The 8,444-nt window shown below is 77.6% G+C and carries 7 protein-coding genes; 5 read left to right on the top strand and 2 right to left on the bottom strand.

The features are described from left to right. Positions 1-63: 63 nt before the first annotated feature. Positions 64-618 (bottom strand): hypothetical protein, encoded by a 555-nt coding sequence (locus WDV85_RS12720; protein WP_339570975.1) that lies wholly within the window; start codon positions 616-618, stop codon positions 64-66. Between the two features lie 378 nt (positions 619-996). On the opposite strand from WDV85_RS12720, the gene WDV85_RS12715 reads away from it, so the two are divergent. Beyond that, positions 997-2,199 (top strand): sensor histidine kinase, encoded by a 1,203-nt coding sequence (locus WDV85_RS12715; protein ID WP_339570974.1) that lies wholly within the window; start codon positions 997-999, stop codon positions 2,197-2,199. A gap of 76 nt (positions 2,200-2,275) precedes the next feature. Here the strand turns inward: WDV85_RS12715 and WDV85_RS12710 are convergent, their stop codons facing one another. Beyond that, positions 2,276-4,177 carry an HNH endonuclease signature motif containing protein gene (locus tag WDV85_RS12710; RefSeq protein ID WP_339570973.1) on the bottom strand — a complete coding sequence of 634 codons (1,902 nt, stop codon included), beginning with the start codon at positions 4,175-4,177 and terminating at the stop codon, positions 2,276-2,278. Positions 4,178-4,319: 142 nt separating this feature from the next. On the opposite strand from WDV85_RS12710, the gene WDV85_RS12705 reads away from it, so the two are divergent. The 4 genes from WDV85_RS12705 (at position 4,320) to WDV85_RS12690 (ending at position 8,406) form a co-directional block, all read left to right on the top strand. Further along, the gene (locus WDV85_RS12705) at positions 4,320-5,279 is read left to right on the top strand and encodes an aldo/keto reductase (protein ID WP_339570972.1); all 960 of its coding nucleotides are present in this window, start codon (positions 4,320-4,322) and stop codon (positions 5,277-5,279) included. Between the two features lie 180 nt (positions 5,280-5,459). Continuing rightward, positions 5,460-6,605 (top strand): LLM class flavin-dependent oxidoreductase, encoded by a 1,146-nt coding sequence (locus tag WDV85_RS12700; RefSeq protein ID WP_339570971.1) that lies wholly within the window; start codon positions 5,460-5,462, stop codon positions 6,603-6,605. Then, positions 6,605-7,225: a CE1759 family FMN reductase gene (locus tag WDV85_RS12695; protein ID WP_339570970.1), complete on the top strand. Its 621-nt coding sequence runs from the start codon at positions 6,605-6,607 to the stop codon at positions 7,223-7,225. Before WDV85_RS12700 ends, WDV85_RS12695 begins: the two co-directional genes overlap by 1 nt. Positions 7,226-7,230: 5 nt before the next feature. Next, the gene (locus WDV85_RS12690; protein WP_339570969.1) at positions 7,231-8,406 is read left to right on the top strand and encodes an FAD-dependent oxidoreductase; all 1,176 of its coding nucleotides are present in this window, start codon (positions 7,231-7,233) and stop codon (positions 8,404-8,406) included. The last annotated feature ends 38 nt before the right edge of the window (positions 8,407-8,444 follow it).

Below are 8,444 nucleotides of genomic sequence, written 5' to 3'. Positions count from 1 at the left end.
GGCAGTCTGGCCGAGTTCCCCCGCTCGTGCGTGCCGGGCGCGCGCGGCGCCCGCGCGCTCAGATCAGCTGTCCTCCTCGACGCCGATGTCCACGGCGTCGGCCGAGAGGTAGGTCTGGCCCTCCCACTCGGCGTAGAGCTCGTCGTCGAGGTCGACGCCCAGGTCGGCCTCGACCTCGGTGAGGACGAAGACCTCCTCCACGGTGCCGGACACGTCGACCTCCTGGTCCGGCTGGACCATCGAGGCGGTGTCGGACCCGGCGTCGACGACGAGGAGCGGCTCGACGCCGCTGCCGTCGCCGGCGATGGTGAACGAGGTGTCGTCGAGGACCTCGTCCACGGAGGCCGACAGGGTCACCTCCTGGCCGATGAGGTCGTCCTGCTGGTCCGCGTAGCTGGTGTCGTAGAGGCCGTCGTAGGCGTAGTCGCCCGCGCCGTCGACCTCGACCTCGCTCTCGGCCTCGTTGACGTCCTCGACGCTCGTGCCGTCCTCGTCGCCGGCCGTGTCGCCGCAGGCGCCGAGGCCCAGGGCGAGGGCGGCGGCGCCGCCGACGCCGACGAGGCCGCGCAGCGGGCGGCGGGCGGCGGTGGTCGAGCGGGTGCGGGTACGGGTGGTCATGGGTCCTCCTGTGGTCGTCGCGCCTCGCGCGGCCGATGGCTCGACCGCTCGCGCGGGTCGTCCGTCCGGGCCCCCGGGGGCCCGTGGCCAGCGGGGGGGCTGCTCTCCCCGGGCACGTCCTCGACCCTCGTCGGCGGCGCGCCCTCCCTCACGCCGAGACGGGCCTGAGCGCCGTCCTGTCACACGGCTGTCACACGAGGGGGCCGGAGATGACGAGATGACGGCGCAGGCCGGGCGAGAGGGAGCCGGCCGAGGGGGAGCCGGGAGGCGCGGCGAGCGGACGACCCCGTCGTCGGTCGCCCCCCGGCTAGCGTCGGACCGGTGGACGGGGTGGGCGGTCGTCGGTCGCGGGCACGCCGCTCGAGTCCCCTGCGTCCCGTGCCGGCCGCCCTGGTCGGCGCCGGCGCCGCGCTCGTGCTCCTGGGCGCCCCGGCGGTGGTGGGGGTGGCAGCCCTCGCGGACGCCGACCGGGAGGCGCTGGGCGAGCGCGCCCGGAGCAGCGCCGCGGTCGTCCTGGCGGCCGCGCCCGGGGCCGAGGCCGGCGGCGCGCTCGAGCGTCTCGTGGTCGGCGCGCGCGACCCGGGGCTGCTGGAGGTCCTCGTCGTCGTCGACGGCCGGGAGACGTCGTCGGCGACCGGCCTGGGCGTGCAGGACCTCCCGCGGGAGGTCCGCGACGAGCTCGCGACCGGCCGCCGCGTGGAGGGGGTCGACGACGACGCGGGCCCGGCCGTCGAGGGGGGTCGGGCGCTCCTCGTCGGCCTGGCGGAGGGGTCCGCCCAGGTGGTCGTGCTGGCCTCGACCGCCCCGGTCGAGGCGCGGGCGAGCGCCACGGGCGTGCGCGCGGGCGGCGCCGTCCTGCTGTCGGCGGCGCTGGCGGCCGGCGCGACGGGGCTGGGTGCGCGCGCACGGCTCCGGACGGAGCGCGAGGCGCACGAGCGCGAGCGCGAGCTCACCGCCGACCTCGCCCACGAGCTGCGCACGCCCGTCTCGACGCTCGTGGCGGCGTCCTCGCTCGTCGCGCCGATCACCGGCCAGCTCCCCGAGAGCGGCCGCGAGCCCGTCCGGCTGATGCTCGCGGAGACCGAGCGGCTGCACCGCCTCGTCGAGGACATGCTCCAGCTCTCGCGGCTGGAGCACGGCGACGGCGACGTGGACCTCGAGGACGTCGCGGTGCTGCCGCTCGTGCGCGAGGTGCTGGCCGCGCGGGGGTGGGACGGAGACGTCACTGTCACCGGCGGGGAGGGGGCCGTGGCGCGCGCGGACCGCCGCGTGCTCGCCCGCATCACGGTGAACCTCGTCGAGAACGCCCGGCGGCACGGGGCCGGGCAGGTGCGCGTCGGCGCCCGGCTCGAGCGCGAGCTCGTCGTCCTCGGGGTCGAGGACGACGGCGCGGGCGTCGCGCCGGAGGACCGCGAGCGCGTCTTCGACCGCTTCACCACGACGGGCACCAGCAGCAGCGGCCTCGGGCTGACGCTGGTGCGCGCCGGCGCCCGGGCCATGGGCGGGGACGCGCACCTCGACGAGGCCCCCGGCGGGGGTGCCCGGGTGGTCGTCTCCCTCCCGCGAGCGGGCGCGAGCTGACGGTCGGCCCGGTCTCCGCCCTCGGCCGACGGTCCGACGACGGCCACGGCGCGCGAGCCCACCCCACGGCGGCGCGTCACGGGTCGTCCCCGTCGGCGCGCTGCGTCGAAGAGGGCTCGCTGGGGGCCGTCGGCAGGTCGGTGCGACCGCCGCCGCCGGGCAGGTCGGAGGTCCCGGGGGGAGGGGACACGTCGGGAGGGGACTCGTCGGGAGGGGACTCGTCGGGAGGGCAGGACGGGTCGGGGCCACAGGAGGCGTCGGTCGGGCGGACGTGCCGCGAGCCCCGCTCTCGAGCCCGGCGCACCTCGTCGGCGGCACCGGGCTCGACGACGTCGACGGCCCCGCTCCTGCGGCCGGGCTCGCGTTCGGGGTCGTCGGGCCGGCCGGGCTCGTCGGGCCGGCCGCGCTCGTCGGGCCGGCCGTCCCGCCCCGTTCCGTCGGGGTGGTGGAGCCCGTCGGTCAGCTCGTCGGCGAGGTCCTCCAGTCGAGCGCGCCAGGGTGGTGGCGCGCTGGCCGGTGGCGGGTCGCCGGCGCGGGTGATGACGGGTCGGCCGTCGACGACGTGGGCGACCAGGGCGCCGGTGTGGACCCGGCGGTGGTCGTGCCCGCACACCAGCGCCAGGTTCGACAGGTCGGTGGGGCCACCGTCGGCCCAGTGCACGACGTGGTGCGCCTGGGTCCTGCTCACGGGGGCGTCGCAGTCCGGGCCGATGCACCCCCGGTCCCGGATCGCCAGCGCGCGGCGCTGCGCCGGGGTGACGGTGTACGCGGCCCGGCCGACGTCCAGCGGCTCCGAGCGCGAGCCCAGGACCGCGGGGACCACCTCGGCGTCGCACGCCAACCGGCGCACCGCCCCGGCCGACAGCGGGGCGTCGTCAGCCAGCAGGCCCGCCCCGGCCACGGCACCGGCCAGGGCGGACAGGTCCATCGTCACGACCACCCGGGCCCGGGCCCCGCCCTCGGAGGAGACACCGGTGGGGCTGCCCGGCGGGGCGGACAGGGCTTTGTCGGCCAGGGCCACGAGGGCGTCGGCGCGCCGCTGCGCGGCCGAACGCAGGTCCGGGCCGCCCTCCCCGGACGGCTCCGGGGCGGCGAGGGCCTCGATCGCGGTCATCAGGGTCGCGCCGGCCTCCGGGGCCAGGCGCCCGCGCACGTGCCAGGTCCCGTGCAGGTCCGGTGAGCAGTACAGCTCCCGCCGCCGGTGCGCCCGCTCCTCCCGCCGCCCCAGCAGGTCGCTCCCCTCCAGCGCCGCCTGGCCGTCGGCCAGGGCGTCCTCGCCGGCCTCGGACAGCTCCGCGCGGGCCAGCAACCCCGCCGCGTGATGGCGCAGCACCGTCAACGACACCTCCGGGGCGTGCTCCAGCAGCACCCGCTCCACCGCCGCCCGCCCCACCGGCCCGTAGTGCTCAGGCAGGTCCAGCACCGTCCCCGCGACCACGTCCGCCGCCTCCACGCTCACGAGCCCCGCAGCCAACGCGGCGCCCGTCGCGGCGCCCTCCCCCAGCCCCGCGCCCCGCCCGCCCGTGCGGGCGACCCGCTGCGCCGGCAGGCCCGCGCCGGTCACGAACGCGACCGTCGCCTGACGCCGCGCCGCCGTCGCCGGGTGCACCCCCAGCACCGACGCCAACTCACCGCGCCCGTCGCCGGCCCGCGACCGCGCCAGCACCGCCCGCTCCCCCGGCGTCAACCCACCCGGCACCAGCGCCTCACCCCGGGCCGCGACCTCCCCCAGCACCACCACCTGAGCGGCCTGGGCGACGCGCACCAAGGCCTCGAGCTCGACCAGCACGCCCCGCAGGTCACCCGTGGCCACCGACCACAGCCCCAGACCCGCCACCGCCGCCCGCCCCACCTCCAGGGCCGACCGCAGCGCCGCGATCGCGGGCGCCGCGCCAGCACCGCAAGCCGAGGCCGACGCCGCGTCCGGCACGGCGTCGGGCACCCCCGCACCCGACCCCAGCACCGCCTCGTCCTCCACACCCACGACCGTAGGCGCGACCACCGACAACGGATCGAACACGCGTTCGAGCGAGGGCAGAGGGAGCGTCGGGCGGGACGTGGAGGGCAGCCGGCCCCCTCCCACGGAGCGGCGGACCGCCCGCAGGCCTAGCGTCGAGCGCATGCGGATGAGGAACCTCGGCAGCAGCGGCCTGCGCGTCTCGGCGGTCGGCCTGGGCTGCAACAACTTCGGCGGCCGGCTCGACCAGGAGGCGACGACGGCGGTCGTCGACGCCTGCTTCGACCACGGCGTGACCTTCTTCGACACCGCCGACGTCTACGGCGGCCAGGGCGCCTCCGAGGAGGCGCTCGGCCGGGCCCTCGAGGGTCGCCGCGACGACGTCGTGCTCGCCACCAAGTTCGGCCTCGACATGGGCGGCCTCTACGGCGACGACTTCGGCGCCCGCGGCTCGCGGCGGTACCTGCGCCGCGCCGTCGAGGGCTCGCTGCGCCGGCTGCGGACCGACCACGTGGACCTCCTGCAGTACCACCGCCCCGACGGCGTCACGCCGCTCGAGGAGACGCTGACGGCGATGGGCGAGCTCGTCACCGAGGGCAAGGTCCGCTACCTCGGCACCTCGAACCTGCCCGCGTGGCAGGTCGCCGACGCGTCGTGGACGGCGCGCACCGCCCACCTCGCGCCCTTCGTCTCCGAGCAGTCGGAGTACTCGCTGCTGCGCCGCGGCGCCGAGGCCGAGCTGCTGCCCGCCTGCGCCGCGCACGGCGTCGGCTTCCTCCCCTACTTCCCCCTGGCGTCGGGGCTGCTCACCGGCAAGTACCGCCGGGGCGAGCAGGCGCCCGACGGCACGCGCCTCGCCGGTGACATGGGCCCGCGCTGGCTCACCGACGAGGCGTTCGACGTCGCCGAGGCCGTCGCCTCCTTCGCGGAGCAGCGCGACCGGTCGATGCTCGACGTGGCCTTCGCGGGCCTGCTGGCCCGCCCCGAGGTCTCGTCCGTCATCGCGGGGGCGACGAGGCCCGAGCAGGTCGCGGCCAACGTCGCCGCCGGCGACTGGGAGATGTCCGACGCCGACGCCGCGGAGCTGCGGTCGGCCCTCGACACGGCGACCGCCGCCGCCTGAGCAGCCGCCCCCCACCTCCTCGCGCCCGCAGCACCCACCCTCCGCAGCACCCCGCGCCCCTGCTGCGCCACCCCGGACGGCGCAGCGGGGAACACCGGGCTGACCGCCGTCGTTGACCGCACCGACAGTTGAACGTTGGAACACCACGGCGGCCGAGGGGCCGGCGCGCAGGAGGCGGTCATGCAGTTCGGGGTCTTCACGGTCGGCGACGTCACGCCCGACCCGACGACGGGGCGCACGCCCACCGAGCACGAGCGGATCCGGGCGATGGTGGCCATCGCCCGCAAGGCCGAGGAGGTCGGGCTCGACGTCTTCGCGACCGGCGAGCACCACAACGAGCCCTTCGTCCCCAGCTCGCCGACGACGATGCTCGGCTACGTCGCCGCGCAGACCGAGCGGCTGCTGCTGTCGACCGCCGTGACGCTCATCACGACGAACGACCCGGTGAAGATCGCCGAGGACTACGCGATGCTCCAGCACCTCTCGGGCGGGCGCGTCGACCTCACGATGGGCCGCGGCAACACCGGCCCGGTGTACCCCTGGTTCGGCAAGGACATCCGTGACGGCATCCCGCTGGCGATCGAGAACTACGCCCTGCTGCGCCGGCTGTGGACCGAGGACGTCGTCGACTGGGAGGGGCGCTTCCGCACGCCCCTGCAGTCCTTCACCTCGACCCCGCGCCCGCTCGACGGCGTCCCGCCCTTCGTGTGGCACGGCTCGATCCGCAGCCCCGAGATCGCCGAGCAGGCGGCGTACTACGGCGACGGGTTCTTCGCGAACCACATCTTCTGGCCGAAGGAGCACTTCATCCGGCTCGTCGACTTCTACCGGCGCCGCTACGAGCACTACGGCCACGGCTCCGCCGACCAGGCGGTCGTCGGGCTCGGCGGCCAGGTCTTCCTCCACAAGAACAGCCAGGAGGCCGTCCGCCGGTTCCGGCCCTACTTCGACGAGGCCCCGGTCTACGGGCACGGGCCGTCGCTGGAGGAGTTCACCGAGCACACGCCGTTGACCGTCGGCAGCCCGCAGGAGGTCATCGACAAGACGCTGACCTTCCGCGAGCACTTCGGCGACTACCAGCGCCAGCTGTTCCTCATCGACCATGCGGGCCTGCCCCTCGACGTCGTGCTCGAGCAGATGGAGCTCCTGGGGTCGGAGGTCGTGCCCGTGCTCCGGCGGGAGATGGACGCGATGCGCCCGGCCCACGTGCCCGACGCCCCGACGCACGCCTCCCGCGTGGCGGCCCGGGACGCCGCGGCGCGCGGAGGTGACCAGGAGACCGGTCTCGGCGCGCCGACGCCCGCGACGGCTGCGACGGTGGCCTGATGGAGCGCCGGTCCCTCGTCGTCCTCTCCGCCGGTCTCGGGCAGCCGTCCTCGACCCGGCTGCTCGCCGACCGCCTGGCCGCCTCGGCCGTCGACGCCCTGGCGGGCCGCGGCCTCGAGGCCGGGACCACCGTGGTCGAGGTCCGCGACCTCGCCCGCGACCTGGCCGACCACCTCGTCGCCAACGCCACGAGCCCCGCCCTGCGGACGGCGCTCGACGCCGTCGCCGGCGCCGACGCGGTCGTCGCGGTGACGCCGGTCTTCGCGGCGTCCTACAGCGGGCTCTTCAAGACCTTCGTCGACGCGCTCGACCGGGACGCCCTCACCGGCGTCCCGGTCGTCGTCGGCGCGACGGCGGGCACGCAGCGGCACTCGCTCGTGCTCGAGCACGCGATGCGCCCGCTCTTCGCGCACCTGCGCGCCCTCGTGCTGCCGACGGCGGTCTTCGCGGCGCCGGAGGACTGGGGCGGTGAGGCCGGCCGGTCCGGCGACGCCCTGTCCGCCCGCGTCTCCCGGGCGGCCGGCGAGCTCGCAGAGGTCGTCGCGGGGCGCCCCGCGCGCCGGCCGCACGACCCCTTCGAGGACGCGCCCTCCTTCGCGGACCTGCTCTCCGGCCGCTGACGCCGGTGGAGGTGCTCGTCGCGGGCGCGGGCCCGGCCGGCCTCGCGACGGCGGCCGGGCTCGCGGCCGCCGGCCACGAGGTGCGGGTGCTCGAGCGCGCCCCCGGCCTGCGCCGGGGCGGCGGCGCCGTGACGCTCACGAGCGGCGGCACCGCCGCCCTGCGCGCGCTCGGCGTCGACGTCGCAGACCTCGGCCGCCACCTCGAGGTGCTCGACAGCCGCACCGACGGCGGGCAGCCCCTCCTGCGGGTCCCGCTCGGCGACCTGGGCCGGCGGTGGGGGACGCCGACGACGAGCTCCCTGCGCCGCACCCTCCTCGACCGGCTCGCCGCCCGGCTGCCGGACGGCGCGCTGGTCACCGGCGCCGCCGTGGAGGAGGTCGAGCCGCACCGGCGCCACCCGCTCGTGCACCTGGCCGGCGGGACGAGCGCCGCGGCGGACGTCGTCGTCGGCGCCGACGGCGAGCGCTCCCCCGTCCGCCGCTGCCTGCGTCCCGGTGCGGTGCCCGCCCGCACGGGCTGGACCACGTGGCAGGGCTGCTCGCGGGTCGACCACCCGCTCACCGGCGGCGACCGCGTGCTCTTCATGACGGGTCCTGCCGGGTTCTGCGACCTCCAGCCCGCCGGCGACGGCCTGCTGCAGTGGTCCTTCAGCACGCCGCCGGGCGCCCTGCCGGCGTCGACGCCCGCAGGCGAGGCGACCGCCGCGCTCCGCGAGCGCTTCGGCGGTTGGGCCGACCCCGTGCCCGACGTCCTCGCCGCGGTGCTCGGCCGCCCCGACGACGCGGCGGAGGGCGGGCCCACGGGCTGGGACCACCGCACCGCCCCCGTGCCCGCCGTGTGGGGCGCGGGCGCCGTCACCCTCGTCGGCGACGCCGCCCACGTCATGCCCCCGAGCCTCGGCCAGGGGGTCAACCAGGCGCTCGAGGACGCCCACGCGCTGGCCGCCGCGCTGACGGTCCTCCCGGTCGGGGCCGGGCCCGCCGACATGGCGGCGGCGCTAAGGGGCTACGAGGCCCGACGGGCGCGCCAGGTCCGCCTCGTCGCGGCCCTGGCCGGCAGCGAGCAGGCGATCACCCACCGCGCGGTGAGCCGCGGCGTCATGCGCACCCTGCCCGACGCCTGGGCGCTCGGGCTGTGGGGCTCGATGGTGCGCCGCAGCAGCGCCGCCCTCACGGGCTGAGCCCGCGCTCCGGACGGGACCCGGTGCGAGCTCCCGGC

The organism is Pseudokineococcus sp. 5B2Z-1, assembly GCF_037482305.1.
GTDB lineage: Bacteria > Actinomycetota > Actinomycetes > Actinomycetales > Quadrisphaeraceae > Pseudokineococcus.
This window is presented reverse-complemented; position numbering and strand designations above follow the sequence as displayed.